The organism is Oceanospirillum linum, from assembly GCF_001995095.2.
Taxonomy (GTDB): Bacteria; Pseudomonadota; Gammaproteobacteria; order Pseudomonadales; family Halomonadaceae; genus Oceanospirillum; species Oceanospirillum linum.
This window is the reverse complement of record NZ_MTSD02000089.1, coordinates 1-445: the sequence shown is the minus strand read 5'-3', so window position 1 is coordinate 445 and position 445 is coordinate 1. Positions and strand designations below refer to the sequence as shown.

The 445-nt window shown below is 45.8% G+C and carries 1 other RNA gene; it reads left to right on the top strand.

Annotated elements, in window-relative coordinates:
* Positions 1-187: a transfer-messenger RNA gene (gene ssrA / locus BTA35_RS16765) on the top strand; the annotation flags it as partial.
* Positions 188-445: the final 258 nt, after the last annotated feature.

The window sequence follows — 445 nt, the reverse complement described above, 5'->3', positions numbered from 1 at the left end:
GTATGAGCCCGCGAAACAGGCTCGCAGCAAAGTCCGCCTTAGACCGCGCTGCTAAATTCTTCAAGGCTCGTGTTCGACAATCCTGTTCATTGGAGTGTTGGGCATTAAACTAAAAAATGAAACTAAACATGTAGAGCTGATGGCAGCGGACTGGCGGACGCGGGTTCGATCCCCGCCGCCTCCACCAAACAAAGACCTTCAATGGTCGCAAACAAGCCTGAAACACCTGATAAATAAAGGGTTTCGGGCTTTTTTGTGTCTTATAAAACCTTAATCAACCTTATCTAATCTTGCGTTTTTAGATACACCAGAAGTAACATCAAGCCTAAACCACGGATTGCGGTGTTACTAAAATGGCTAGACTGACCACCCCTTTAACGAATACTGAAGTAAAGCAAGCAAAGCCCAAAGACAAGGAATACTCACTATCTGACGGCAACGGCTT